Annotated in this window: 23 protein-coding genes; 18 read left to right on the top strand and 5 right to left on the bottom strand. The window is 62.3% G+C overall.

What is annotated here, in order from left to right:
- The first annotated feature begins 127 nt into the window (after window positions 1-127).
- The gene (pvdP, locus tag DM807_RS23695; protein WP_179027985.1) at window positions 128-1,750 is read left to right on the top strand and encodes a pyoverdine maturation tyrosinase PvdP; all 1,623 of its coding nucleotides are present in this window, start codon (window positions 128-130) and stop codon (window positions 1,748-1,750) included.
- Between the two features lie 83 nt (window positions 1,751-1,833).
- Here pvdP and DM807_RS23690 read toward each other — a convergent pair whose 3' ends face one another.
- Genes DM807_RS23690 through DM807_RS23680 form a run of 3 tightly spaced genes read right to left on the bottom strand, consistent with a single transcriptional unit; the run spans window position 1,834 to window position 6,390 of the window.
- Complete coding sequence (locus DM807_RS23690) at window positions 1,834-3,249, bottom strand: efflux transporter outer membrane subunit (RefSeq protein ID WP_060494296.1); 1,416 nt, start codon at window positions 3,247-3,249, stop codon at window positions 1,834-1,836.
- Between the two features lie 3 nt (window positions 3,250-3,252).
- On the bottom strand, window positions 3,253-5,217 hold the full coding sequence (locus DM807_RS23685; protein WP_179027984.1) for a MacB family efflux pump subunit: 1,965 nt from the start codon (window positions 5,215-5,217) through the stop codon (window positions 3,253-3,255).
- A complete protein-coding gene (locus DM807_RS23680; RefSeq protein WP_041166759.1) occupies window positions 5,218-6,390 on the bottom strand; it encodes an efflux RND transporter periplasmic adaptor subunit in 1,173 nt (390 codons plus the stop codon).
- A gap of 237 nt (window positions 6,391-6,627) precedes the next feature.
- On the opposite strand from DM807_RS23680, the gene DM807_RS23675 reads away from it, so the two are divergent.
- The 3 genes from DM807_RS23675 to DM807_RS23665 all read left to right on the top strand — a co-directional run bounded on the left by DM807_RS23675 (window position 6,628) and on the right by DM807_RS23665 (window position 9,151).
- Window positions 6,628-7,104 carry a sigma-70 family RNA polymerase sigma factor gene (locus DM807_RS23675; RefSeq protein ID WP_012273369.1) on the top strand — a complete coding sequence of 159 codons (477 nt, stop codon included), beginning with the start codon at window positions 6,628-6,630 and terminating at the stop codon, window positions 7,102-7,104.
- A 169-nt stretch (window positions 7,105-7,273) separates the two neighbouring features.
- Window positions 7,274-7,753: a histidine kinase gene (locus DM807_RS23670; RefSeq protein ID WP_179027983.1), complete on the top strand. Its 480-nt coding sequence runs from the start codon at window positions 7,274-7,276 to the stop codon at window positions 7,751-7,753.
- A gap of 72 nt (window positions 7,754-7,825) precedes the next feature.
- Window positions 7,826-9,151: an MFS transporter gene (locus DM807_RS23665; RefSeq protein WP_179027982.1), complete on the top strand. Its 1,326-nt coding sequence runs from the start codon at window positions 7,826-7,828 to the stop codon at window positions 9,149-9,151.
- A 180-nt stretch (window positions 9,152-9,331) separates the two neighbouring features.
- Here DM807_RS23665 and DM807_RS23660 read toward each other — a convergent pair whose 3' ends face one another.
- The gene (locus DM807_RS23660; RefSeq protein ID WP_071984592.1) at window positions 9,332-11,014 is read right to left on the bottom strand and encodes an electron transfer flavoprotein-ubiquinone oxidoreductase; all 1,683 of its coding nucleotides are present in this window, start codon (window positions 11,012-11,014) and stop codon (window positions 9,332-9,334) included.
- A 532-nt stretch (window positions 11,015-11,546) separates the two neighbouring features.
- On the opposite strand from DM807_RS23660, the gene DM807_RS23655 reads away from it, so the two are divergent.
- The 9 genes from DM807_RS23655 to DM807_RS23615 all read left to right on the top strand — a co-directional run bounded on the left by DM807_RS23655 (window position 11,547) and on the right by DM807_RS23615 (window position 18,481).
- The gene (locus DM807_RS23655; RefSeq protein WP_012273363.1) at window positions 11,547-12,296 is read left to right on the top strand and encodes an electron transfer flavoprotein subunit beta/FixA family protein; all 750 of its coding nucleotides are present in this window, start codon (window positions 11,547-11,549) and stop codon (window positions 12,294-12,296) included.
- The gene (locus DM807_RS23650; protein WP_179027981.1) at window positions 12,297-13,226 is read left to right on the top strand and encodes an electron transfer flavoprotein subunit alpha/FixB family protein; all 930 of its coding nucleotides are present in this window, start codon (window positions 12,297-12,299) and stop codon (window positions 13,224-13,226) included.
- Between the two features lie 76 nt (window positions 13,227-13,302).
- A complete protein-coding gene (locus DM807_RS23645) occupies window positions 13,303-14,124 on the top strand; it encodes a substrate-binding periplasmic protein (protein ID WP_060514479.1) in 822 nt (273 codons plus the stop codon).
- Between the two features lie 9 nt (window positions 14,125-14,133).
- A complete protein-coding gene (locus DM807_RS23640) occupies window positions 14,134-14,487 on the top strand; it encodes a DUF4398 domain-containing protein (protein WP_012273360.1) in 354 nt (117 codons plus the stop codon).
- Window positions 14,484-15,296 (top strand): OmpA family protein, encoded by an 813-nt coding sequence (locus DM807_RS23635; RefSeq protein WP_012273359.1) that lies wholly within the window; start codon window positions 14,484-14,486, stop codon window positions 15,294-15,296. Before DM807_RS23640 ends, DM807_RS23635 begins: the two co-directional genes overlap by 4 nt.
- A 173-nt stretch (window positions 15,297-15,469) precedes the next feature.
- Window positions 15,470-16,912, top strand: a complete 1,443-nt coding sequence (locus DM807_RS23630) for an aminotransferase-like domain-containing protein (RefSeq protein WP_012273358.1) — start codon at window positions 15,470-15,472, stop codon at window positions 16,910-16,912.
- A gap of 64 nt (window positions 16,913-16,976) precedes the next feature.
- The gene (locus DM807_RS23625; protein ID WP_179027980.1) at window positions 16,977-17,459 is read left to right on the top strand and encodes a hypothetical protein; all 483 of its coding nucleotides are present in this window, start codon (window positions 16,977-16,979) and stop codon (window positions 17,457-17,459) included.
- Between the two features lie 128 nt (window positions 17,460-17,587).
- On the top strand, window positions 17,588-17,842 hold the full coding sequence (locus tag DM807_RS23620) for a YkgJ family cysteine cluster protein (RefSeq protein ID WP_012273356.1): 255 nt from the start codon (window positions 17,588-17,590) through the stop codon (window positions 17,840-17,842).
- Window positions 17,843-17,875: 33 nt separating this feature from the next.
- The gene (locus DM807_RS23615) at window positions 17,876-18,481 is read left to right on the top strand and encodes an START domain-containing protein (protein ID WP_179027979.1); all 606 of its coding nucleotides are present in this window, start codon (window positions 17,876-17,878) and stop codon (window positions 18,479-18,481) included.
- Between the two features lie 75 nt (window positions 18,482-18,556).
- On the opposite strand, the gene gltA is transcribed toward DM807_RS23615, so the two are convergent.
- Window positions 18,557-19,846 (bottom strand): citrate synthase, encoded by a 1,290-nt coding sequence (gene gltA, locus DM807_RS23610; protein WP_003254218.1) that lies wholly within the window; start codon window positions 19,844-19,846, stop codon window positions 18,557-18,559.
- Window positions 19,847-20,198: 352 nt separating this feature from the next.
- On the opposite strand from gltA, the gene sdhC reads away from it, so the two are divergent.
- From sdhC to DM807_RS23585, 5 genes are all read left to right on the top strand, one after another.
- Window positions 20,199-20,585 (top strand): succinate dehydrogenase, cytochrome b556 subunit, encoded by a 387-nt coding sequence (sdhC, locus tag DM807_RS23605; protein WP_008091902.1) that lies wholly within the window; start codon window positions 20,199-20,201, stop codon window positions 20,583-20,585.
- On the top strand, window positions 20,579-20,947 hold the full coding sequence (gene sdhD, locus DM807_RS23600; RefSeq protein ID WP_003254214.1) for a succinate dehydrogenase, hydrophobic membrane anchor protein: 369 nt from the start codon (window positions 20,579-20,581) through the stop codon (window positions 20,945-20,947). Before sdhC ends, sdhD begins: the two co-directional genes overlap by 7 nt.
- Window positions 20,948-20,950: 3 nt before the next feature.
- Window positions 20,951-22,723: a succinate dehydrogenase flavoprotein subunit gene (sdhA, locus tag DM807_RS23595; protein WP_012273354.1), complete on the top strand. Its 1,773-nt coding sequence runs from the start codon at window positions 20,951-20,953 to the stop codon at window positions 22,721-22,723.
- Between the two features lie 11 nt (window positions 22,724-22,734).
- Complete coding sequence (locus DM807_RS23590) at window positions 22,735-23,439, top strand: succinate dehydrogenase iron-sulfur subunit (RefSeq protein ID WP_003254212.1); 705 nt, start codon at window positions 22,735-22,737, stop codon at window positions 23,437-23,439.
- A 246-nt stretch (window positions 23,440-23,685) separates the two neighbouring features.
- Complete coding sequence (locus tag DM807_RS23585) at window positions 23,686-26,517, top strand: 2-oxoglutarate dehydrogenase E1 component (protein ID WP_012273353.1); 2,832 nt, start codon at window positions 23,686-23,688, stop codon at window positions 26,515-26,517.
- Window positions 26,518-26,559 lie beyond the last annotated feature (42 nt).

Raw genomic sequence — 26,559 nt, 5'->3', positions numbered from 1 at the left:
AACGAGCTCGCCAGGCAAAAATTTAGCCAGTGCCAGCAGCCGCGCGCCGCTAAATTTCGCCGACCGTGCAACGTTCTAGCCTTGGACGGGCCGTGCTCCATGGCCGCAATGAATGCACAGGTATGCAATGACGATTTCCCGACGCGGTTTCATCGCCGGCGTGGCATTGACGGGTGTGGTGGTGCCGGGTGCGCTGGGGGCACTGTATGTGCAGCGCCAGCGGGAGGAAGCCGAGGCGTTCCCGGAAACCCCTGGCGAGGCCGTGGTCGAGCTGGCCGATACCCCTTTGCAGCAGTTGGGCGACAGCTTGCGCGGTATCTGGCGCTGGACCCTGCAGGGCAAGGATGCGGGGCTGGATGGCCTGCCGGCAGGCGAACTGGAGTTGTTTCTGGATGTAGCCGCTAGTGGTCGTGCGCTGCGCGGTTACCTGGACACCCCCGAACGCCTGCGCGGGGCCGAGGAGCCGCGCTACCGGGTGGTCGGCGACCTGCTGGCGGACAAACCGGGCACCTTGCGCTGGCGGCTGTTTTCAACCCAGGCGCACTATGAGTGCGATATCGTGCTTGATGAAGTCTGGGGCCGCTTCGGCAATGCCGGGCCGGCCACCCTCAACGGGCGCATCGCGCGCATGGACCGTGCGCTGACCTTGCCGGTTGAGGACAACCACTTCCTGGCCCTGAAGCGCACCTTCCCCGAAGCGCGCGAACGTACCCCGTTGAACCCGCAACTGCTGGCCAGGCTGATTGCCCCGGAGCATCGCCTGTTCCATCAGTTGTGGCACTCCTCGCGGGACAAATGGCACAAGCTGGACAAGAGCAAGCAAGGTGCCTTGCGTGGCCTGGGCTGGCAGCCGGGGCCGCGTGACCGCGAGCGTGATGCACGCGGCCGGCACAAGGACCGCAACGGCTCGGGCGAGGACTTCTTCTTCATGCACCGGCACATGCTTGGCAGCGCCCGTGCCCTGCAAGACCTGCCTTCCTGGTCGCGCTTCCCATTGCCGCAACCGGAGCTGGAGCGTGACCGCGCAGGGTTTGCCCGGTACTTCGACAACCACGACGGCAACGCCCTGCCACCCACCTGGCTGGCCAGTGGCGACGAGGAGTACACCCAGTGGGTGCGCGACATCAAGACCCCGGACACCTTTCACGGTAACTTCCAGGTCTGGGAATCGCGCTACACCGACCCCCAGTACCTGAGCACCCTGACCTTGGGCCAGTTCGGCTCGGAGGTTGAGCTGGGCCTGCACGACTGGTTGCACATGCGCTGGGCGTCGGTGCCGCGCGACCCTTCCAACGGCATGCCGGTGCCGACGGCGCGCACGCCGGACGATTTTGCCGAACGCTGGTTCATGGCGGACAACGACTTCCTCGGGGACCCGTTTTCTTCCCATGTGAACCCGGTGTTCTGGCATTTTCACGGCTGGATCGATGACCGCATCGAGGACTGGTTCCGTGCCCATGAGCGGTTGCACCCGGGTGAGGTGCGGCGCCTTGAAGTCAACGGCGTGCCGTGGTTTGCGCCGGGGCGCTGGGTCGAGGTGGCGGACCCTTGGCTGGGGCCGGACACCCATGGCTGCTCGACGGTGCCGGGGCTGCGGCCTGGGCGTAGCGTGGAGATGGACCCGGAGACCATGAAGCTGGCGCTGCGCATCATCTACAGCGATGAAGACCTGTTCGACAAGCTGCGGCCCAAGGTGCCGCAGCGGCCGTGGTATGCGCGTAACCTCAAGGTGGCAAAGCGTTCGGGCTGACTGGGGGCGCGTTGCGCCCCAATCGCGACGCAAGGCCGCTCCCACAGATTGGACTGCGCAGCAGCCCCAGAAGGCGACCCGGCCTAACGTTCGAGTTGCCAGCCTCCCCCTAACGCTTTGTACAACGCCACACTGCCCTGCAGCCGGGCCAAACGCAGTCGCGCCTGCTGGTCCTGGGCCACATACAACGTGCGTTGGGTCTCCAGTACGCTCAACAAGGTTTCGGCACCCGCACCATAGCGCTGCTGTGCCAGGTCGAACGCCAACCGCGCCTGCTGCACTTCCTCGTCCTGCCATTGCCGCTGACGGTCCACGCCCTGGATTGCATTGAGCGCTTTTTCGACATCGGCAAAACCCGCCAGGATGCTGCTGCGATAGGTCTCCAGCAACTCAGCCTGTTCAGCCTCGGCCAGTTCACGCGCTGCGCGTAGCCGGCCGTTGTTGAAGATTGGCGCGACCAGGCCACTGGTGAGGGTGTAGTAGGAGCTGTCCAACAAGTGGGCAAAGGTATTGGAGCCAGCACCCAGGTTGGCCCCCAAGGTCAGCTTGGGCAGCATGGCGGCGCGGGCGACCTGCACATTGGCACTGGCGGCCGCCAACCGCGCTTCTGCGGCGGCAATGTCTGGGCGTCGGGTGAGCAGTTCGCTGGGTACACCACTACCAATGGCTGGCCATTGCAGGGCATCGATCGCTTCCTGGCTGTTGGGCAGTGACTGCACCGGGTCGCCAAGCAGGGTTGCCAGGGTGACGCGGCTGTCTTGCCACTGCTGTTCCAGCAACGGCAGCTGGCGTTGCTGGGTGGCCACCAGGCTGCGCTGCTGGGCCAGTTCCAGGCGCGTGGCGGAGCCGCTGCGCTGGCGTGCCTCGACCAGGCCCAGCACGTCCTGGGCGTTGCGCAGGTTGAGGCGGGCGATACGCAACTGCTCCTGCAGGGCCAGGCCCTGCAGGTAGCTGTCGGCGACCGCGCTGACCAGCGTCAGCTCCACGGTCTGGCGGTCGAAGCGGCTGGCGTCGAGGCTACGCAGGGCATTGTCGCGGGTTGCGCGTAGGCCGCCCCAGAAGTCGATTTCGTAGCTGGCGCTGAGCTGGGCGTCGAACGAAGTGCTGGTGCGCTCGCTGCGGCTGACATCAAGCTGGTCATTGCCGTCGCCATGCAACAGGCGCTGGCGGCTGCCGTTCAGGCCCAACTGCACTTCTGGCAGCAAGGGGGCGCCGGCCATGACCGCGCGGGCCTGGGCCTGGCGCACCCGAGCGGTGGCGCCGGCCAGGTCGTGGGCGTTGTCCAGGGCATGCTGTACCAGGCGGTCCAGTTCACGGCTGGCAAAGGCGTGCCACCACTGTACCGTCGGTAGATGTGCCGACGGCGCTGGGGCGTCACCTTGCCAGGCGAGTGGTGCGACGATGCCGCTGGAGGGGGTGGGTGGCGTGCTGCAGGCGGCGAGGGTTGCACACAAGGGCAGGCACAACGTCAACAGGCTGATGCGGCTAGGCAATGTCATGGGTTATTCGCTGGTAAGGGCTTTGACCGGGTCGAGGCGGGCGGCCTTGCGTGCTGGCATGAAGCCGAACACGATGCCGGTGACAACGGCGCAGGCGAACGCGCCAAGCATGGCGGGCAGGGCAAAGGCGATTGCTACGTCGGCCAGCATCAGGCCTCCGCCGATGGCCAGGGCCAGAACGATGCCGGCCAGGCCGCCGACCATCGACAGCATCACCGCCTCGCTGAGGAACTGGCGCAGGATGTCGCGCTGGCGCGCGCCGGTGGCCATGCGGATGCCGATTTCGCGTGTACGCTCGCGTACGGTCATCAGCATGATGTTCATCACACCGATGCCGCCTACCAGCAGCGAGATGGCGGCGATCGCGCCCAGCATCAGCGACAGGCTGTTCTGCGTGCGCGCTTCGGCCTGGATCAATGCGGCGTCGTTGGTCAGCTCGAAGTCCTGGCGGCCGTTGTGGCGTTGGCGCAGCAGTTGGTCGATGGCGGCTTCGGCCTGGTTGACCCGGGTGGAGTCGAGGGCGGCGACGGCGATGTAGTCCGGGTCTCGCTGGCCGAACAGGCGGATCGCGGCCGCCGAGTAGGGCACGGCGATGCGCCCGTCGCTGTCCTGGTCGCCGGAGCTTGCGCCTTTGCCTGCGAGGATACCGATCACCTGGAACGGCACATTGCCGATCAGAATGTACTGCCCCAGCGGATCGCGGCCAGGGTCGAGCATTTTCTCTCGGACTTTTTGGCCGATCACCGCCACGGCAGCCGCATTGGCCTCGTCGGCTTCGCTGTAGAAGCTGCCTTGCACCGCCGGCCAGTTGAAGATCTCCGGGAAATAGGTGTTGTTGCCGCCCACATAGAACTTCTGGCTGTTGTTGCCATGGCGCACCATCAGTTTGTCGCCGATCACTGGCATTACATGCTTGACCTGCGGCAGTTGGCCGATGGCCGCTACATCGTCGAGCGTGATGGTGCCGGCGGGCTCACCCAGCGTTGCCGGCTTGCCATTGAGGTAGAGGATGTTCGAGCCGAAGGCGGCCATCTGCGCCATGACCTGGCGCTTGCTGCCTTCGCCCACGGCCAGCATCACCACCACCGAGGCCACGCCGATGACGATACCCAGCAGGGTCAGGGCAGTGCGGAAGCGGTTGACCCACATCACCCGCCAGGCGGCCTGCAGGGCTTCGAGCAATTCGCCTTTCCACGCCCCGCGCAAGGTGGCGCCGCGGTCCAGGCGCTGGCGCAACTGCTCGGCTTGCAGGCCTTGGCCGCTGTCGATCGCAGGCTGTTCGCTGGCCGAGTCACTGATGATCAAACCGTCGCGAATTTCGATCACCCGCTGCGCCCGCGCCGCCACTTCACGGTCATGGGTAATCAGGATGATCACGTGGCCCTGGCTGGCCAGCTCGTCGAGCAAGGCCATCACCTCGGTGCCGCTGTGGCTGTCCAGTGCGCCGGTGGGTTCGTCGGCGAGGATGATATGGCCGCCGTTCATCAGCGCACGGGCAATCGACACCCGTTGCTGCTGGCCGCCGGACAATTGGTGCGGGCGGTTGCCGGTGCGGCTGGCCAGGCCCAGGCGGCCGAGCAGGGCGCTGGCGCGGGCGTGGCGCTCGCGGGCGTCGATGCCGGCATAGATGGCAGGCATTTCGACGTTTTCCTGGGCCGAGCCCGACGGGATCAAGTGATAACCCTGGAACACGAAGCCAAACGCTTCGCGGCGTAACCAGGCCAGTTCGTCGCTGTCCAGCTCGGCCACGTCCTTGCCGGCGAAACGGTAGCTGCCGGCGCTGGGGCGGTCGAGGCAGCCGAGAATGTTCATCAAGGTCGACTTGCCCGAGCCGGAGGCGCCGACAATTGCGACGAACTCGCCGGGGTGGATGCTGAGGCTGATGCCATGCAGGATGTCGACCTTGGGGGTATCGACACCGCCGTAGGACTTGCGGATGTCGATCAGCTCGATCAGAGGCGTGCTCATTCAGCCTCCACTCACGGCGGGGGCGCCGATGACCAGGCGCTCGCCTTCGCTCAGGCCGTCCAGCACCTGTACCCGCAAACGGTCGCTGAGCCCGGTGCGCACCTGGCGCTGTTCCACCTTGCCGTCGCCGGTCAGCACACGCGCCAGGCGCAGGCCGTCGCCGTCATCCAGCGCGGCCAGCGGCACGGTCAGCACCTGGCTGGCGGTGCCTGCAACGAAGAACACTTGCGTGGTCATCTCGGCCATCAGCGCGCCGTCCGGGTTATCGACATCCAGCAGCACACTGTACTGCACCACCTGGCTGCCGGCGCTGCCATTGCTGACGCTGGCCGGGCTGCCGCCGCCCTGGCTGGCCTGCTCCAGGGGCTTGGGCGGGATTGGCAGCACTTGCCGCACGGTGCTGGTCCAGCGGCGTTTGCCGCCGGCCAGGGTGGTGAAATAGGCGGTCATGCCCGGTTTGACCTTGCCGATGTCGGCCTCTGACACCTGGGCCCACACGGTCATTGGCGAAAGCTTGGCGATACGCAGGATCAATGGGGTTTGCTGCTGGGCGTTGAGGGTTTGCCCCTCGCGGGCATCCACTGCCACCACCGTGCCGTCCATGGGCGCGTAGATGCGCGTGTAGCCTAACTCGGCTTCGTCGCTGCGCAGGCTGGCCTGGGCCTGGCGGATCTGCGCCAGGAACATGTCGATGCGCGCCTGGGTGACTTTCAACTGCGCGGCGGCGGTTTGCACGTCTTCGTCTCGGGTGGCGCCGGCGGCGGCCAGGTCGCGCTGGCGCTTGAGCTGCTGCTGGGCCAACAGGTACTGCGCGCGTTGTTCGGCCAGCTGGGCCTTGAGGTTGTCGATCGAGAAGCGCCCGGCATCCAGCCGCGCCTGCTGGGTGGAAGGGTCGATCTCGACCAGCAACTGGCCTTTGCGCACACTGTCGCCGACTTCAACGTGCAGCTTGTGGATCTGCCCGGAGGCCTGGGCGCCAACGTCCACGTAACGTCGCGGTTGCAAGGTGCCCAGCGCGGTCACGCTGCTTTCGATGTCGGCGCGGGTTACGGCGACGGTGCTCAGCGGCTGCGCGCCATAGGGCAGCGCCTTCCAGGCCAGCAGGCTGCCGAGGCCGAGCAGGCCCAGGCCAGTGAGCAGCACACGGCGACGGGTGTTGGTTAAAGGTCTCATGCAGACATCCAGCCAAGGGGTGTGGGTATGCGTAGCCAGGGTCAGGCGCATACCGGGTGCCAGATAGACGAAAGCGCTAGAGGGGGATTTAGCGAGGGTGAGTGAACGTGCGTCTTGCAGCCCTTGTTGCTGAGAATAATTATAATTTGTAAGATCGCACGTTGACATCACTCGGTCCCGCGTTGCTGCCTGAAAGGGCTTTCTGGCAAAAGCTGGCAGGACCTCTCAGGTAACGTCGTGGAACATTACTATCGCGAACTGGTGGGTTTCCTCTCCGCGCGCCTGGGCAGTCGCCAGGCCGCCGAGGACGTGGCACACGATGCTTACCTGCGGGTGCTGGAGCGCACTGACGCCGAGCGCATCGAGCACCCACGCGCCTTTCTCTACCGCACCGCGCTCAACCTGGTGGTCGACCGCCACCGGCGCCACCTGGTGCGCCAGGCCGAGCCGCTGGAGGTGCTGGACAGCGACGAACGTTGGCACAGCCCGGCGCCGGCCCACGACATGCAGCTGGACCAGCGCCTGGCGCTGATGCAGCGCGCGCTGGATGAACTGAGCAAGATCTGCCGCGACTGCTTTCTGCTGCGCAAGCTCGAAGGCCTGTCGCACCAGCAGATTGCCGAGCACTTGGGCATATCCCGTAGCCTGGTGGAAAAGCACATCGTCAATGCCATGAAGCACTGCCGGCTGCGCATGCGAGAGTGGGAATCGTGATTGCCGGGTTAAAGGAAAATGAAAATTCCGTCAGTCAATCACTTGATTTATGCGGCTTTCCCGACTTCTATTCAGTTAAGACCGCTGCCGGGCGTGGCCCTGTCAGTAGCCGTAATTGGCGCAGTTTGGTCATGGAATGCACCCATTACCCCACTGCCCAGGTCCGATCATGGCAAACAAGACCCTGCGCATTCTCATCGCCGACGCGCACCCCTGTCAGCGCTTGCAGCTGGAGCGGCTGCTCAATGGCCTGGGCTACTACCGAATCGCCCCCGTGGACAGCTTCGAGGAGCTGCAGCGGCTGGTGCAGTGCGCCTTGCAGCCCTTTCACCTGCTGCTGGGCAACATCGAGTTGGCCAGCCATGTCGGGGTTGACCTGGCACGTTTCTGCCGCGTCAGCACTCAGATCCAGCACGCCCTGCTTTACCACTCCAGCCAGTTGAAAGTGCCTGCGGTGCCGCAGACCGAGCGCCAGGCTGTGAGCCTGAGCCTGCCACAGGTGCCCGATAACGAGGCGCTGGAGTCGTTCATGGCGATCATCGACGCACCGCTGCTGGTCGGCAAGTTGCCGCTACCGGGCACCCTGCAGGCAAACACCCTGCGGCCACGGCCGAGGGCCAACTTCGCGCAGACGGTGTTCAACCGCTAGCGGCATCGCGGTCGGGGCAACAGGGCGGCTATTTGTTATGCTCTTGCCCTTTGCCGATTTGCGGAACCTGCCATGACTGCCATCGATACCGCTCGCCCGCCCCGGTTCAGCCGCGGCGACCATCGGACCCTGGGCCTGGCGGCGCTGGGCGGCGCGCTGGAAATCTACGACTTCATCATTTTCGTGTTCTTCGCGCTGACCCTCAGCCAGCTGTTTTTCCCGCCCGAGATGCCCGAATGGCTGCGGCTGTTGCAAAGCTTTGGCATCTTCGTCACCGGCTACCTGGCGCGGCCGCTGGGCGGCATCCTGATGGCACACTTTGCCGATCATCTGGGGCGCAAGCGGGTCTTCAGCCTGAGTATCCTGATGATGGCCCTGCCGTGCCTGCTGATCGGGGTGATGCCCACCTACGCCGACATCGGTTATGCCGCGCCGCTGATCCTGCTGGCCCTGCGTATTCTGCAGGGCGCGGCGGTGGGGGGCGAGGTGCCGAGTGCCTGGACCTTCGTCGCCGAGCATGCACCCGCCGGGCGGCGCGGCTATGCCCTTGGCTTCCTGCAGGCCGGGCTGACCTTCGGCTACCTGTTGGGGGCACTGACCGCGACCCTGCTGGCGCAGCTGTTCACCCCGCAGGAAATCCTCGATTACGCCTGGCGTTACCCGTTCCTGCTGGGTGGGGTATTTGGCGTGATCGGCGTATGGCTGCGCCGCTGGCTCAGCGAAACGCCGGTGTTCCTTGCCCTGCGCGCGCGTCAGGAGCAGCCGGTGAAGTTCCCGCTGCGGCGGGTGCTGAGCGAGCACCGCCAGGCGTTGATCCCGGCCGCGCTGCTGACCTGTGTGCTGACCTCGGCGGTTGTGGTGCTGGTAGTGATCACGCCGACGGTGATGCAGCAGCGTTTCGGCATGAGTGCCGGGCACACCTTTGCCTTGAGCAGTGTGGGCATCGTCTTCCTCAACATCGGCTGCGTGCTGGCTGGGCTGCTGGTCGACCGTGTGGGCGCCTGGCGTGCGCTGATGCTCTACAGCCTGCTGTTGCCGCTGGGTATCGGCGCGCTGTACGCCAGCCTGGTGGGGCAGTGGGGCATGACCTGGCTGGCCTATGCGCTGGCGGGGTTGAGTTGCGGGGTGGTAGGGGTGGTGCCATCGGTGATGGTCGGGCTGTTCCCGGCTGAGATCCGCGTGTCGGGCATTTCCTTCACCTACAACGTGGCCTATGCACTGTGGGCCAGCACCACCCCGCTGGCACTGATTGCATTGATGCCGTGGAGTCCGTGGGTGTGTGCCGGGTTTTGTCTGGTAATGGGCGCGGTAGGGTTGCTGACCGCATTGTATTTCGGGCGCCGGGAGCCGCTGGCGTTTGCGGCGGAGCCGATGCCGATCATGTGTGGTGACAAATGAGCAGGCGCATATCTCGGAGTGTGTAGCAGGGCATGAACCGAGCTCCGCCCGCTCGGCGTTCGATCTGATAGGCGCAGAACCTGTCACGGCGAGCACTTCGCAGCCCAGACGCATTTTCACAACAAAAAAAACCCGGCTCGAGAGAACCGGGGGCTATTTGTCAGCGCAAGGGCAGAGCCCTTACATGTTCGGGTAGTTCGGCCCGCCAGCGCCTTCAGGGGTGACCCAAGTGATGTTCTGGGCCGGGTCCTTGATGTCGCAGGTCTTGCAGTGCACGCAGTTCTGCGCATTGATCTGGAAGCGCTTGTTGCCGTCTTCCTGGGTGACCACTTCGTACACGCCCGCCGGGCAGTAGCGCTGGGCCGGCTCGTCGTACAGCGGCAGGTTGCTGGCGATCGGAATGCTTGGGTCGGTCAGCTTCAGGTGGCAGGGTTGTTCCTCTTCGTGGTTGGTGCTGGAAAGGAATACCGAGCTGAGTTTGTCGAAGCTGAGCTTGCCGTCCGGTTTCGGGTAGTCGATTTTTTTCGAGTCGGCGGCCAGCTTGAGGCAGGCGTAGTCCGGCTTGGTGTCGTGCAGGGTGAACGGCAGCTTGCCGCCGAACCAGTTTTGGTCGACATAGTTGAACGCGGCCCCCAGAAGCGGGCCGAACTTGTGCATAGCCGGGCCGAAGTTGCGACTGGCGAACAGTTCTTCGTACAGCCAGCTGGCCTTGAAGGCACTGACGTAGCTGTTCAACTGGTCACCGCCTTCGCTGCCGGCAATCAGGGCGTCTGCTACCGCTTCGGCGGCAAGCATGCCGGACTTCATCGCGGTGTGGCTGCCTTTGATCTTGGCCACGTTCATGGTGCCTAGGTCGCAACCGATAAGCGCGCCACCGTTGAAGACCATTTTCGGCAGCGAGTTGATGCCGCCCTTGGCCAGGGCGCGAGCACCGTAGCTGATGCGCTTGCCACCTTCGAGGTACTGGCTGATCACCGGGTGGTGCTTCAGGCGCTGGAATTCGTCGAATGGCGACAGGTACGGGTTGGCGTAGGACAGGTCGACGATCAAACCGACTACCACCTGGTTGTTCTCCAGGTGATAGAGGAACGAGCCACCGGTGTTGTCCTTGGCCACCACATCCAGCGGCCAGCCGGCGGTGTGCACCACCAGGCCCTGTTCGTGCTTGGCCGGGTCGATTTCCCAGATTTCCTTCAGGCCGATGCCGTAGTGCTGCACATCGGACTCGTTGTCCAGGTTGAAGCGCTTGATCAGTTGCTTGCCGATATGGCCACGGCAACCTTCGGCAAACAGGGTGTATTTGCCACGCAGCTCCATTCCCGGGGTATACATACCGTCTTTCGGGTGGCCTTCACGGTCCACACCCATGTCACCGGTGACGATACCGCGCACCACGCCGTTTTCATCGAACAGTGCTTCCTGGGCGGCGAAGCCTGGGTAGACTTCGACGCCCAGGTTCTCGGCCTGCTGGGCCAGCCAGCGGCACAGGTTACCCAGCGAGATGATGTAGTTGCCATGGTTGTGCATGGTCTTGGGCACGAACAGGTCGGGCACTTTGGTCGCGCTGCCGGCATCCTTGAGCACATAGATGTCGTCGCGCTTGACCTCGGTGTTCAGTGGCGCGCCGAGTTCCTTCCAGTCGGGGAACAGTTCGTTCAGGGCGCGCGGTTCGAACACCGCGCCGGAGAGGATGTGGGCGCCGACTTCAGAGCCTTTTTCCACCACGCAGACGCTGATCTCGCTACCGGCTTCGGCGGCCTTCTGCTTCAGGCGGCAGGCGGCGGACAGGCCTGCCGGGCCGGCGCCGACGATGACCACGTCGAATTCCATGTATTCGCGTTCCACTGGTTCTCTCCTACTCATCAAGGCTCGTGCTGTTGCTTGGTCTTATGGGTGCTTGCGCGCAGTGGCTCATCACGGGAGCGAAACTGTAGCTGCGCAAATGACGGACTACACCGTTTTGTCTTGGCCGCGCATTATATCTACACCACTTGGCGGGTCCAATACAAACGTTTGTTTGAATTTGCCGCAGGCCAGTAAAATCACAGGTACGCGGCTGGAGGGTGACCGATTTGCCGTATTGACCGGATTGGGTGTTGCGGTCAAGATACGAGCGGTTTTACGTTCGCCGTAGGCTTGCAGCCGGGCGCAGGTACACCTCTAAAGACCAGGTGTGGAGCAGGGTTTTGCGGGCTTAGGCCGGTTTGTAGTGGAGTTTACACGCCACGACAGAAAATGACCCGTGAGTATTTGTCGCAATGGTCCGAACAAGACTGTTCGGTCACGGTGAAGTTACTGCCTCCCGACACGTCTTTAGAGGTGCCCTTGTACCCACGCGCATCGCCGGGCTCAGCCCCAGGCGACTATCTATTCACCGGAGAGTAACGAGGAATCCATGAAGGTTCTTGTAGCTGTCAAACGAGTGGTCGACTACAACGTCAAGGTTCGCGTCAAAGCGGACAACTCCGGCGTCGACCTTGCTAACGTCAAGATGTCCATGAACCCCTTCTGCGAAATCGCCGTGGAAGAAGCCGTGCGCCTGAAGGAAAAAGGCGTTGCGACCGAGATCGTCGTCGTTTCCGTCGGCCCGACCACTGCCCAGGAGCAACTGCGTACCGCCCTGGCCCTGGGTGCCGACCGTGCCATCCTGGTCGAGGCCGCTGATGAGCTGAACTCCCTGGCCGTGGCCAAGGCCCTGAAAGCCGTTGTCGACAAAGAGCAGCCGCAGCTGGTGATCCTTGGCAAACAGGCCATCGACAGCGACAACAACCAGACCGGCCAGATGCTGGCCGCGCTGACCGGCTACGCTCAGGGTACCTTCGCCTCCAAGGTCGAACTGGCTGGCGACAAGCTGAACGTCACCCGTGAAATCGATGGCGGCCTGCAGACCGTTGCGCTGAACCTGCCAGCGATCGTCACCACCGACCTGCGCCTGAACGAGCCACGCTACGCGTCGCTGCCGAACATCATGAAGGCCAAGAAAAAGCCGCTGGAAACCGTTACTCCAGACGCGCTGGGCGTATCCCTCGCCTCCACCAACAAAACCGTGAAGGTTGAAGCCCCGGCTGCTCGCAGCGCTGGCATCAAGGTTAAATCGGTGGCCGAACTGGTCGAGAAGCTGAAGAACGAAGCGAAGGTAATCTAAATGACTATCCTGGTTGTCGCTGAATACGAGAACGGTGCCGTAGCCCCGTCCACCCTGAACACTGTTGCCGCAGCCGCCAAGATCGGTGGTGATGTGCACGTGCTGGTTGCTGGCCAGAACGTCGGTGGCGTTGCCGAATCTGCTGCCAAGATCGCTGGCGTGGCCAAGGTGCTGGTTGCCGACAACGCAGCCTACGCCCACGTGCTGCCAGAGAACGTCGCGCCGCTGATCGTCGAGCTGGCCAAGGGCTACAGCCACGTGCTGGCCCCGGCTACCACCAACGGCAAGAACATCCTGCCACGCGTTGCCGCGCTGCTGGACGTGGACCAGATTTCCGAGATCATCTCGGTCGAGTCCGCTGACACCTTCAAGCGCCCGATCTATGCCGGTAACGCCATTGCCACCGTGCAATCGAGCGCGGCCATCAAGGTCATCACCGTGCGTACCACCGGCTTCGACCCCGTGGCCGCCGAAGGTGGTTCGGCTGCCGTCGAGGCTGTTGGCGCTGCGCACAACGCTGGCATTTCGGCCTTCGTGGGTGAAGAGCTGGCCAAGTCCGACCGCCCAGAGCTGACCGCTGCCAAAATCGTCGTTTCCGGCGGCCGTGGCATGGGCAACGGTGACAACTTCAAGCACCTGTACAGCCTGGCCGACAAGCTCGGCGCTGCTGTCGGTGCCTCGCGCGCCGCGGTCGACGCAGGCTTCGTACCAAACGACATGCAGGTCGGCCAGACCGGCAAGATCGTTGCGCCTCAGTTGTACATCGCTGTCGGTATCTCGGGTGCGATCCAGCACCTGGCCGGCATGAAGGACTCCAAAGTGATCGTTGCGATCAACAAGGACGAAGAAGCGCCGATCTTCCAGGTGGCTGACTACGGCCTGGTTGCCGACCTGTTCGAAGCGGTTCCAGAGCTGGAAAAGCTGGTCTGATCCGCCTGCTTCACTTATAAAGAACCCGGCCCTCGCTTTGAGGGTCGGGTTTTTTTATGGGTTGAAGGAGTGAGGGATGACGTTGCGCGGAACGGGCAGGGTGCTGGCATGCTTGGCGGTGTTGGTGTCGCCACTGGCCATGGCTGCAGGCAAGTGCGAGCGCCTGGTGGCAACCGGCAGCCCCGATGCGCCACCCTATTCGTGGCAAGACCCGAAAGACCCGAAACACTTGATAGGTGCCAACGTCGACCTGCTACGCCAGGTGGCTGGCGAACTCGGCGTGAAGGTCGAGGTGTTGAATGCCGGTCGCCGTGAGCAGGCGCTGGAAGAGGTGCGCAGCGGGCGCATGGACCTGCTGCTCGACACCCCCATGCAGGTGGAGCAACTGACTGCGCTGGACTACATCCATCCACCTTTGCAACTCAATGAGTACCTGGTGTGGACCCGTCATGACGCGCAGCTGACCTTCGATGGCCCTGCCGACCTGGCCAGGTATCAGGGCAGTTTGTCCGAGCGTGCGCGCCTGACCCCCGCCTTCACGGCATTCGCCAAGGCCCAACTCAAGCTGGTGCCGGCACAGAACCTGACCCAGGCGTTTCAGAAACTGGTACTCGGCCAGGTGGATTATGTGCTGGCTGGCCGTTATTCGGGCATGGCCATGGTCCAGAGTCTGGGTATGAACAATGACCTGATCGCCCGCGGTCTGCCGGTGGATCGGCCCGGGCTTTACCTGGCGATCTCGCACAACTCGGCGTGCAATGACAGCTGGTTGCGTGGGCAATTGGCAAAAAAACTGACAGAATTGCCGATCTCCGGTGCGTCCGAGGCTGTGCTGCAACGTAATGTCGAGCGCTGGAAAGCGCAGTTGCAGGTACCGGCGGACGCCCCCAAACACTAGGAAGATTGCGTGAGAACCCAACCACTAATCCTTGCCCTGGCCGTGCTCGGCCTGGCTGGCTGCGCCAATGATCCGGCCCCTGACGAGCAGATGCGCATTTCCGAACAGGCACTGGAACAGGCCAAAGCCGTTGGCGCCACCGAGCAGGTCGAAACGCTGAAACTGGCTGAAGACAAGCTGGCCCGTGCCAAGGCCAACATGCTTACAGAAGACTACCGCGATGCGCGCATGCGCGCCGAGCAGGCCGAGCTGGATGCGCGCCTGGCCGAAGCCCAGGTGCTGAACCAGAAGAGCGAAGAGCAACTGCAACTGCTGCAGTCGCGGGTCAAGCGCCTGCGCAAGCAACTGGAGGTGCAGCCATGATGCGTCGTACGCCTTTGGCTGCGCTGGCGATGCTGGTGCTGGCGGCAGGTTTGCAGGGTTGCGCCAGTCAGCGCAGTAGTGCCGCGCTGGATGAGGCCGGCGCTGCCTTCCAGAAGGTCAAGGATGATTCCGATGTGCTGCGCAGTGCGCCGCGCGACGTGATCCGTGCCGGCGAGTCGCTGGCGCGCGCCGAGCGCTTGTCCAGCTACATCGGCACCGGTTCCGATGTGCGCCATTACGCTTATCTCAGCCAGCGCTACAGCGAAATTGCCAGCGAGCACGCCAAGCTGGCGTTGAACCAGGAGCGCCAGGCCAAGCTCGACCTGGAGCGCCAGCGCCTGCAGCTGGCTTTGCGCGAGGCCAAGCTGGCCAGCGTGCAGCAGCAGGGCAAGTGGGTCGAGTCGCAGATTGCCGCGTTGGCGTCGGAACAGACCGACCGTGGCTTGGTGATGACCCTGGGTGACGTGCTGTTCGATACCGGCAGTGCCGACCTGAAGAACTCAGCCAGCCGAACTGTGCTCAAGCTGGTGCAGTTCCTGCAACTCAACCCGCGCCGCGTGGTGCGTATCGAGGGCTATACCGACAGCACTGGCCTTGCCGAGGACAACCTGAAGCTGTCGCGCGACCGGGCGCAATCGGTGGCCGACATGCTGGTGGACCTGGGCATCGACGAGAAGCGCCTGCAGGTGGAGGGCTATGGCGACCAGTACCCGATCGAGGCCAATGCTTCGGAGCGGGGCAGGGCGCAGAACCGCCGAGTCGAGATCGTGTTTTCTGACGACAAGGGCAAGCTCGCGCCAGCGCGCTGAGTCTTGCCAAAAAGGGGTCGCATTGCGGCCCCGCTTTTTGTCGGCCTGATCGTTTCGCTAGCTATCACGCTGTTGTATTGTCGACTATGTTGCAATCTGTCCCAGTACACTTTGCAACTGTTACGGTATCCTCTACCGTCAGTGCCCCGTACAAGAACAACGAGCCTGTCGCCATGACCAACCTGCTGCTGTACCAGCGTATCGCCCAGCAACTGGCCGATGACATCCGTCGCGGTGTCTACCAGCCAGGCGAGCGGGTGCCCTCCGTGCGCAAGATGAGCGCCCAGCTCAATGTCAGCCATGCCACGGTGCTGCAGGCCTATGCCAACCTCGAGGATCAGGGGCTTATCCGCGCGCGACCGCAGTCTGGCTACTATGTGCATCAGACCCCGGCCTTGACCGCGCAAACCCCGGACATTGCCCGGGTGGAGCGCCCCGGCCTGGTCACGCGCGCCAGCATCATTCAGCAGGTGCTGACCGAGGCGCGCCGCGATGGTGTGTTCCCGTTCGGCGCCGCCGTACCGCATGTCGACTACTTGCCCGTGCGCGCCCTGCATCAGCAAATTGCCAAGGTGACGCGCTTCCATAGCCCTCGCGCCTTCAGCTACATGTTCAGCCCTGGTTTCGAGCCGCTGCGCCGGCAGATCGCCATTCGCATGCGCGATGCCGGCGTGCTGGTTGACCCGCGTGAAGTGATCGTGACCCATGGGTGTGTCGATGCCCTGCAGATGTCGCTGCGGGTGCTGACCCGCCCGGGAGACCTGATCGCCGCCGAATCGCCTACCTATTACGGCTTGCTGCAGTTGGCTGACCTGCTGGGCCTGAAAGTGATCGAAATCCCCAGCGATCCGTCCACTGGCATCAGCCTCGAGGCATTGCAACTGGCGGCCAATCAGTGGTCGATCAAGGCCCTGGTACTGACGGCGCGCCTGAGTAATCCGCTGGGCGGCACGGTCCCGGAAGAACGGCAAAAGCAATTGCTGCGCCTGGCCTCGGACTTCGATATCCAGATCATCGAAGACGATATCTATGGCGAGCTGATGTTCGAGCAGGGCAAGACCAAGGCGCTGAAGGCGTTCGACCGACTGGACCGCGTGATCTACTGTTCGAGCTTCTCCAAAACCTTGTCCCCCGGTGTGCGCGTGGGTTGGATGATCGCTGGGCGTTATCAGGACGAGATTCAGCGCCTGCAGACCTTCACCACGCACTCGGCGTGCAGCGTGACGCAGATGGGGGTGGCAGCCTACCTGGAAAATGGCGGTTACGACCGGCACCTGCGCTACATACGCCAGGAGTATCGCAAGAACCTCAGTGCCTATCAGTTGGCGGTGCAACAGCACTTCCCTGAGGGCACCCAGATGACCCGGCCGACGGGTGGCTTCATTCTCTGGGTGAGCCTGCCGGGGCGGGTCAATACCCAGGAGCTGCATGTGCGCGCGCTGGAGCAAGGTATCAGCATTGCGCCGGGGTTAATATTCAGTAACACAGAACAGTTCAACCACTGTATCCGCCTCAATTGCGGCATTCCGTGGAACAAAGAGGCCGAGCGCGCTGTGATTACGCTTGGTTTGCTGGCGCAGCAGTTGTGCAGGGAGCCTGCGCTCACACTTTTGTAAGGCTTGCCAGTCGTCTTTGGAACAGGGAGCATACGCACCTTTCCTGCCAGCCTGTCCATTTGCCATGAATGCTTTACGCCATTTTGCTCTGATCTTGTGCCTTGCACCGCTCTGCTACCTGGGCAGCCCAGCCTTGTCTGCGCAGCCGGCAAGTCAGGCGCAGGCGGCCCAAGGCAAGCAGGTGCCAAAAAAAGCGGCAGCCAAGCCTGCGCAGAAGCAGGCGGCAAAACGCGCCGATACCAAAAAGGCCAAGCCTGCACACAAGCCGGTCAGCAAAGCGGTTGGCAAGCCACTGCCCAAGGCAAAGCTGGACCTTAGCTTGCCAGTCGACATGGTCAACAGCCTTGAGCCGAATGTGGGTACGCCTTCGCCCATCCAGCGACGCAAACCTTTGCTGCCGCCCATGTTCACTGAAAAGCCCGAAACCAGCGACAGCCCGTTCCAGCTCAATGGCCGGCTGATCAACAACGAAATGCAACTGCAACTGCGCAATGACAGCCGCCATGATGTAGAAGGTGCGGCCATCGATTTCGAGTATCGCCAATAGGTGGAACTGACTGCTGGGTCACGGCAGATTTCATCGTGCCAGCAATTTCAAACGCCTGTTTGAGCGGTTACTATCCAGGGACGTTCGTCCCGTTTTGTCCCAGGGAGTCCTGATTTTGGTGAATAGCCATGAATTGCCGTGAGGGCTGTGGTGCCTGCTGTATCGCCCCGTCCATCACTTCTGCGATGCCGCGCATGCCCAATGGCAAGCCGGCCGGTGAGCGCTGCCTGCACCTGACTGAGGCTAACCTCTGCGACCTGTTTGGCATGCCTGAGCGGCCGGCGGTGTGTGGTGGTTTCAAGGCGGATGTCGAGGTGTGTGGTAGCGATCGCGACGAGGCAATCAGGATTCTTGGTTGGTGGGAGCAGATGACGGCGGCGTGACAGGCTGGATCTTCGACAACAAGGATAAACATGATGAGATCGTTCAAGCGTATTGCACTGCTGTGTGGTGTGGGTGTTCTGCTGTCACCTGCGGCCTGGGCCGAGAATTGGCAAGTGGCCAAGGACGAGGAGGGGATCAAGGTTTCCCTCAGTGAAGTGGTCGGCTCCAAGTACAAGGCTTATCAGGGGGTTACCCTGATCAAGGCGCCTTTGGCCAAGGTGCAGGCGTTGCAGGAAGACGTGGTCGGTGCCTGCGCGTGGATTCATGAGTGCAAGTCGCAGAAACTGCTCAAGCATGAAGGCGATCAAAGCTGGACCTACACCCAGTTCAATACGCCGTGGCCAGTGACGCCGCGCGATTCCGTGCTGCATGTCACCACGGTCAAGGGCGCTGATGGCAGCCTGACCCGTAACCTGGTCGAAGAGCCGACCTATGTCCCGGAAGAGAAGGGCTTCGTGCGGGTGGCGAAGGTCGAGGGCTTCTGGAAGCTGGTGCCCAAGGGTGACAGCACGGAAGTGACCTACCAGGTGCACACCGAGCCCGGTGGTAGTGTGCCGGCGATGGTGGCCAATAAGTTCGTGGTCGACGCGCCATTCAATACCCTGAAAGGGTTGCGTGAGCGGGCTGAGAAGAACTGAGGCCTAACGCGGCGCTCCCACAATGCAACAAAAAAGGCTGCCCGAGGGCAGCCTTTTTGCGTTCAGCCATTAAGCTTACTTGCGGTCCTTCAGTGCAACGATGTCGCGTTTCTGCTCGCCGGTGTACAGCTGGCGCGGGCGGCCGATCTTGTACGGGCTGGAGAGCATTTCTTTCCAGTGCGAGATCCAGCCCACGGTACGTGCCAGGGCGAAGATCACGGTGAACATGCTGGTCGGAATGCCGATTGCCTTGAGGATGATCCCCGAGTAGAAGTCGACGTTCGGGTACAGCGAGCGCTCGATGAAGTAAGGATCGGTCAGGGCGATCTCTTCCAGGCGCATGGCCAGTTCCAGCTGCGGGTCGTTCTTGATGCCCAGCTCGCGCAGGACTTCGTCGCAGGTCTGCTTCATCACGGTGGCGCGCGGGTCGCGGTTTTTGTACACGCGGTGACCGAAGCCCATCAGCTTGAATGGGTCGTTCTTGTCCTTGGCCTTGGCGATGAACTTGTCGATGTTCGAGACATCGCCGATTTCATCGAGCATGGTCAGTACGGCTTCGTTCGCACCGCCGTGGGCCGGGCCCCACAGTGCGGCAATGCCGGCGGCGATACAGGCGAACGGGTTGGCGCCCGACGAGCCGGCCAGGCGGACGGTGGAGGTAGAGGCGTTCTGCTCGTGGTCGGCGTGGAGGATGAAGATCCGGTCCATTGCCTTGGCCAGCACCGGGCTGATCGGTTTGATCTCGCACGGGGTGTTGAACATCATGTGCAGGAAGTTTTCCGCGTACGACAGGTCGTTGCGCGGGTACATCATCGGCTGGCCCATGGAGTACTTGTAAACCATCGCGGCCAGGGTCGGCATCTTGGCGACCAGGCGCACTGCGGAGATTTCGCGGTGCTGCGGGTTATTGATGTCCAGGGAGTCGTGATAGAACGCCGACAGGGCGCCGACCACGCCGCACATCACCGCCATCGGGTGAGCGTCGCGACGGAAGCCGTTGAAGAAGGACTTCAGCTGCTCGTGAACCATGGTGTGGTTCTTGACGGTGCTGACGAACTGGGCCTTCTGCTCGGCATTCGGCAGTTCGCCGTTGAGCAACAGGTAGCAGGTTTCGAGGTAGTCGGACTGTTCGGCGAGTTGCTCGATCGGGTAGCCGCGGTGCAGCAGGATCCCTTTGTCGCCGTCAATGTAGGTGATCTTCGACTCGCACGAGGCGGTCGCCATGAAACCAGGGTCGAAGGTGAAGTGACCAGTGGCCCCTAACCCGCGGACGTCGATTACATCAGGACCAACGGTGCCGGTTAAAATGGGCAGCTCGACGGGGGCAGCGCCCTCGATGACCAACTGCGCTTTTTTGTCAGCCATGTGGCCTCCTATTAATGCTTGAAATCATCAGACAGACCCCCCACGCAGGGCCCGCACCACTATAGAGGGATAAATTCAGATGTCAATTTGCCTAAAGGCTTGTTGAATCAGGCATTCAAGCCTGATTTTTCCCGAAATTCTCGCCCATTTACGCCTTTTGTTGGCTAAAGGCAATGCGCTATTTGGGCTACCCCGTCACGTTGTCATAAGCAGCCTAACTGTCTATACTCGGCACCCGACCGCCAGGGGCTTGCAAGCCCGAACTGCTGGGGGTCGCCGTTCCCTGGGTGGTGGGTACCTGACCAGTACACTTACCAACAACTTTGCCCTGATTCGCTAGGGGCTCTTCAGTGTGAAAAAAGCCGTGAAAAGCCAACGACCTGTAAACCTAGACCTAAGGACCATCAAGCTCCCCGTCACTGCGTACACGTCCATCCTGCACCGTATCTCCGGCGTCATCCTGTTCATCGGCCTTGCCATCATGCTTTATGCACTGGGCAAGTCGCTGGGTTCCGAGGAAGGCTTCGGCGAGGTGAAGGCGTGTCTGACCAGCCCGCTGGCCAAGTTCGTGACCTGGGGCCTGCTGTCCGCCCTGCTTTATCACCTCGTGGCAGGTGTTCGTCACCTGATCATGGACATGGGCATCGGTGAGACGCTGGAAGGCGGCAAGCTGGGCTCGAAAATCGTGATCGTCATCTCCGTGGTGCTGATCGTTCTGGTGGGAGTTTGGGTATGGTAACCAATGTCACGAACCTGTCGCGTTCGGGCCTCTATGACTGGATGGCGCAGCGCGTTTCTGCGGTCGTTCTCGCGGCTTACTTCCTCTTCCTGATCGGCTACGTGGTCGCCCACCCAGGCATCGACTACACCCAGTGGCATGGTCTGTTCTCCAACAACGCGATGCGGATCTTCAGTCTGCTGGCCCTCGTTGCCCTGGGCGCTCACGCCTGGGTCGGCATGTGGACCATTGCAACCGACTACCTGACGCCTATGTCGTTCGGCAAGTCGGCAACTGCGATTCGTTTCCTGTTCCAGGCGGTATGCGGCGTTGCGATGTTCGCTTACTTCGTCTGGGGTGTGCAGATTCTCTGGGGTATCTGATCCATGGCTAGCATTCCAACCATTTCCTTCGACGCCATCATCATCGGTGGCGGCGGCGCCGGCATGCGCGCAGCGCTGCAACTGGCTCAAGGCGGCCACAAGACTGCCGTAGTCACCAAGGTCTTCCCGACCCGTTCGCACACTGTATCCGCCCAGGGCGGCATCACCTGCGCCATCGCTTCGGCCGACCCGAACGACGACTGGCGCTGGCACATGTACGATACCGTCAAGGGTTCCGACTACATCGGTGACCAGGACGCTATCGAATACATGTGTCAAGAAGGCCCGGCCGCGGTCTTCGAGCTGGACCACATGGGCTTGCCGTTCTCGCGTACCGAAACCGGCCGTATCTACCAGCGTCCGTTCGGTGGCCAGTCCAAGGATTACGGTAAGGGTGGCCAGGCTGCTCGTACCTGTGCCGCTTCCGACCGTACCGGTCACGCGCTGCTGCACACCCTGTACCAGGGCAACCTGAAAGCCGGTACCACGTTCCTCAATGAGTACTATGCCGTTGACCTGGTGAAAAACCAGGAAGGCGCCTTCGTCGGTGTGATCGCGATCTGCATCGAAACCGGCGAAACCATGTACATCAAGTCCAAGGCCACCGTTCTGGCCACTGGCGGTGCGGGCCGTATCTACGCCTCCACCACCAACGCCCTGATCAACACCGGTGACGGTATCGGCATGGCCCTGCGTGCAGGCGTACCGGTGCAGGACATCGAAATGTGGCAGTTCCACCCAACCGGCATCGCCGGCGCCGGTGTTCTGGTCACCGAGGGTTGCCGCGGTGAAGGTGGCTACCTGATCAACGCCCACGGCGAGCGCTTCATGGAGCGTTACGCGCCGAACGCGAAAGACCTGGCCGGCCGCGACGTGGTTGCCCGTTCCATGGTCAAGGAAATCATCGCCGGCAACGGCGTGGGCCCGAACAAGGACCACGTACTGCTGAAGCTGGACCACCTGGGCGAGGAAGTGCTGCACAGCCGCCTGCCAGGTATCTGCGAACTGTCCAAAACCTTCGCTCACGTCGACCCTGTCGTCGCGCCGGTTCCGGTCGTTCCAACCTGCCACTACATGATGGGCGGCGTTGCCACCAACATTCATGGCCAGGCCATCACCATGGACGAAGAAGGCAAGGATCACATCATCCCTGGCCTGTTCGCTGTTGGTGAAGTGGCGTGCGTATCGGTTCACGGTGCCAACCGTCTGGGCGGCAACTCGCTGCTCGACCTGGTGGTGTTCGGCCGTGCTGCCGGCCTGCACCTGGAGAAGGCGCTGAGCGACGGCATCGAGCATCTGGACGCCAGCGACACCGACATCGATGTTGCCCTCAACCGCCTGAACAAGCTCAACGAGCGCACCACTGGCGAAGACGTTGCCAGCCTGAAGCGCGAGCTGCAAAGCTGCATGCAGAACTACTTCGGTGTATTCCGTACTGGCGAATACATGCAGAAGGGTATCGAGCAGCTGGCGGGTCTGCGTGACCGTATCGCCAACGTCAAGATCAATGACAAGTCCCAGGCCTTCAACACCGCGCGTATCGAAGCGCTGGAGCTGCAGAACCTGCTGGAAGTTGCCGAAGCTACCGCCATCGCGGCCGAAGCCCGTAAAGAGTCCCGCGGCGCTCACGCCCGTGAAGACTTCGAAGACCGTGACGACGAAAACTGGCTGTGCCACACCCTGTACTACCCGGGTGAGAAGCGCGTTGCCAAGCGCGGCGTCAACTTTGCGCCGAAGACTGTTCCAGCCTTCGAACCAAAAGTCCGGACTTACTAAGGGTGGCTGCTATGTTGAAAGTCGAAGTTTATCGTTACAACCCGGACACCGACTCGGCGCCAAAAATGGAGTCGTTCGACGTCGATACCGGCGGCAAGGACCTGATGGTGCTGGACGTATTGGCACTGATCAAGGAAAAGGACGAAGGTTTCTCGTACCGTCGCTCCTGCCGTGAAGGCGTTTGCGGTTCCGATGGCATGAACATGAACGGCAAGAACGGCCTGGCCTGCATCACCCCGCTGTCGGCGGTGGTGAAGGGCGGCAAGCTGGTTCTGCGCCCGCTGCCAGGCCTGCCGGTCATTCGTGACCTGGTGGTCGATATGAGCATCTTCTACAAGCAGTACGAGAAGGTGAAGCCATTCCTGCAGAACGATACCCCGGCACCGGCCATCGAGCGCCTGCAGTCGCCGGAAGATCGTGACAAGCTGGACGGCCTGTACGAGTGCATCCTGTGCGCGTGCTGCTCGACTTCCTGCCCGTCGTTCTGGTGGAACCCGGACAAGTTCCTGGGCCCGGCTGCACTGCTGCAGGCCTACCGTTTCCTGGCCGACAGCCGCGATACCAAGACTCAGGAGCGCCTGGCGTCCCTGGATGACCCGTTCAGCGTATTCCGCTGCCGCGGGATCATGAACTGCGTAAACGTTTGCCCGAAAGGTCTGAACCCGACCAAGGCAATCGGTCACGTACGTAACATGCTGCTGCAAAGCGGCACCTGATACAAAGTGTTGTACCTGCAGTAAGCCGAGGTGCGGGTGGTGAGCCCGCACTGAGGTAAAACCCGAACAAGGGCCCACAAAGCCCGCGTTCATTACCTATGAAGATATGAGACCAGCAGGGGCTTTCCGGGCTGGTACCCGGAAAATCAGCAGGATCCAAGTGGCGTGGTTCAGTCGCTGTTTTCGGACTTTTCCAGGTTTGCTGTGGCTCTCGCCGATCAGTCCCCTAATCGAGGGTGACCAAGCATGCAAGAAAGCGTGATGCAGCGCATGTGGGATAGCGCCCACCTTTCAGGTGGTAACGCTGCATATGTGGAAGAGCTCTACGAACTCTACCTGCACGACCCTAACGCTGTGCCAGAAGAGTGGCGCACTTACTTCCAGAAGTTGCCAGCCGACGGCAGCACCGCTACCGATGTATCGCACTCGACAATCCGCGACCATTTCGTACTGCTGGCAAAGAACCAGCGCCGCGCCCAACCGGTTTCCGCCGGGAGCGTGAGCAGTGAACACGAGAAGAAGCAGGTTGAAGTTCTGCGACTGATCCAGGCCTATCGTATGCGCGGCCATCAGGCTGCCAAGCTCGACCCGTTGGGGTTGTGGCAGCGCCCTGCGCCCGTAGACCTGTCGATCAATCACTACGGCTTGACCAATGCCGATCTTGATACGACCTTCCGTGCCGGCGACCTGTTCATCGGCAAAGAGGAGGCGAGCCTACGCGACATCTTCGATGCACTCCAGAAGACATATTGTCGCACCATTGGCGCCGAATTCACCCACATCGTCGATTCCGAGCAGCGCAGCTGGTTCCAGCAGCGCCTGGAAAGCGTGCGCGGCCGTCCGGAGTTTTCCGCTGACGTGCAGGCCCACCTGCTCGAGCGCGTGACCGCCGGTGAGGGCCTGGAAAAATACCTGGGCACCAAGTACCCGGGCACCAAGCGCTTCGGCCTTGAAGGTGGCGAGAGCCTGATCCCGATGCTGGATGAAATGATCCAGCGTTCCGGCTCCTACGGGACCAAGGAAGTCGTGATCGGCATGGCTCACCGTGGCCGCCTGAACGTCCTGGTGAACACCTTCGGCAAGAACCCGCGCGAGCTGTTCGACGAGTTCGAAGGCAAGAAGATGAACGAGCTGGGCTCCGGTGACGTGAAGTATCACCAGGGCTTCTCCTCGAACGTGATGACCACCGGTGGCGAAGTTCACCTGGCCATGGCGTTCAACCCGTCCCACCTGGAAATCGTTTCGCCTGTGGTCGAAGGTTCGGTGCGCGCCCGTCAGGATCGCCGCAACGACACCGTTGGCGACAAGGTGCTGCCGATCTCGATCCACGGCGACGCAGCATTCGCCGGCCAGGGCGTGGTCATGGAAACCTTCCAGATGTCGCAGACCCGCGGTTTCAAGACCGGCGGTACCGTGCACATCGTGATCAACAACCAGGTTGGCTTCACCATCAGCAACCCGCTGGACGCGCGCTCCACCGAGTACGCCACCGACGTTGCCAAGATGATCCAGGCGCCGATCCTGCACGTGAACGGCGATGACCCGGAAGCGGTGCTGTTCGTCACCCAGCTGGCCATCGACTACCGCATGCAGTTCAAGCGTGACGTGGTCATCGACCTGGTCTGCTACCGTCGTCGCGGCCACAACGAGGCTGACGAGCCGAACGGCACCCAGCCGCTGATGTACCAGCAGATCAGCAAGCAGCGCACCACTCGCGAGCTGTATGCAGAAGCGCTGATCCAGGCCGGTCGCATCGATGCCGAGCGTGCTCAGGCCAAGATCGACGAGTACCGCAACGCCCTGGACAATGGCCTGCATGTAGTGAAGAGCCTGGTCAAGGAACCGAACCGCGAGCTGTTCGTCGACTGGCGTCCTTACCTGGGCCATGCCTGGACCGCGCGTCACGACACCCGCTTCGACCTCAAGACCCTGCAGGACCTGTCGGCCAAGCTGCTCGAGCTGCCAGAAGGTTTCGTGGTCCAGCGTCAGGTATCGAAGATCTACGAAGACCGTCAGAAGATGCAGGCCGGTGGCTTGCCGATCAACTGGGGTTATGCAGAGACCATGGCCTACGCCACCCTGCAGTTCGAAGGTCACCCGATCCGCATGACCGGCCAGGACATCGGCCGTGGCACCTTCTCGCACCGTCACGCGGTGCTGCACAACCAGAAGGACGCCAGCACCTACATTCCGCTGCAGAACCTGTTCCCAGGCCAGCCGCGTTTCGACCTGTACGATTCGTTCCTGTCCGAGGAAGCGGTACTGGCGTTCGAATACGGCTATTCCACCACCACGCCGAACGCGTTGGTGATCTGGGAAGCCCAGTTCGGCGACTTCGCCAACGGTGCACAAGTGGTGATCGACCAGTTCATCACCAGCGGTGAGCACAAGTGGGGCCGCCTGTGCGGTCTGACCATGCTGCTGCCACACGGTTATGAAGGGCAGGGCCCGGAGCACTCCTCCGCGCGTCTGGAGCGTTACCTGCAGCTGTGCGCCGAGCACAACATCCAGGTCTGCGTACCGACCACCCCAGCACAGATCTACCACCTGCTGCGTCGCCAGGTCATCCGTCCGCTGCGCAAGCCGCTGGTGGTCCTGACGCCGAAGTCGCTGCTGCGCCACAAACTGGCCATCTCGACGCTGGAAGACCTGGCAGAAGGCTCGTTCCAGACCGTGATCCCGGAAATCGACGCAATCGATCCGGCCAAGGTCGAGCGCCTGGTGCTGTGCAGCGGCAAGGTCTACTACGACCTGCTGGAAAAACGCCGTGCCGAAGGCCGTGAAGACATCGCCATCCTGCGTCTCGAGCAGCTGTACCCGTTCCCGGAGGACGACCTGGTCGAAATCCTGGCGCAATACAGCAACCTCAAGCACGCCGTATGGTGCCAGGAAGAGCCGATGAACCAGGGCGCCTGGTACAGCAGTCAGCATCACATGCGCCGTATCCTGGGCCGCCACAACAAGGCATTGGTCCTGGAGTACGCCGGTCGCGACGCTTCTGCCGCGCCAGCCTGTGGTTACGCTTCGAAGCACGCCGAACAGCAGGAAAAACTGCTGCAAGACGCCTTCACTGTCTAACGCCTTCGCGCACCTGAAACCGAATTTAAGGAAACACTGATA

Origin of the sequence: Pseudomonas hunanensis, assembly GCF_013393325.1 — a bacterium.
Lineage (GTDB): Bacteria > Pseudomonadota > Gammaproteobacteria > Pseudomonadales > Pseudomonadaceae > Aquipseudomonas > Aquipseudomonas putida_P.
Note: the sequence above shows the minus strand (reverse complement) of the source record. Positions and strands in the feature narration are given on the sequence as shown.